The following is a 410-nucleotide window of genomic DNA, read 5'->3' as shown; positions in this document are numbered from 1 at the left end:
AAGTATAGGTCTGCCATGCGTTGCAACTAAGGTTGGGGGCATTCCAGATATTCTGGGCGAAGGCAAAGCAGGCATTTTGGTAGATGTGAAGTCTCCTCAACAATTGGCTGATGGTGTTTTAAAGCTTGCAGCAGATACGGCCCTTCGGAATTCGTTAGGTAATCATGCCCATGAAAGAGCTAGAAAAGAATATAGTTTTGATAATCTAATTAAAACTTATAGAAATATATTAAAAATCGAAGTTTAGAAAATTGGTTTGAATGTTGTGAGTAGACATTTATTCATTAAACAAATGGTAAATTTGTAGAAGTTGTTTTCGTAAAGTAAACAAGCTCATTAAAAGTTATAGATAATACATAAGATTTATGTGTGGAATAGTTGGCTTAGCGTCGCCCGATGCAAAACAAAGG

Annotated in this window: 1 protein-coding gene; it reads left to right on the top strand. The window is 35.6% G+C overall.

The annotated features are described in order from the left end of the window. Nucleotides 1-247, top strand: a 247-nt coding sequence (locus tag JHD69_RS20520; RefSeq protein ID WP_199142165.1) for a glycosyltransferase, incomplete at its 5' end; no start/stop codon positions are given. Nucleotides 248-410 lie beyond the last annotated feature (163 nt).

Origin of the sequence: Pedobacter sp. ASV12, assembly GCF_016429155.1 — a bacterium.
In the GTDB taxonomy this organism is placed as follows: domain Bacteria; phylum Bacteroidota; class Bacteroidia; order Sphingobacteriales; family Sphingobacteriaceae; genus Pedobacter.
Note: the sequence above shows the minus strand (reverse complement) of the source record. Positions and strands in the feature narration are given on the sequence as shown.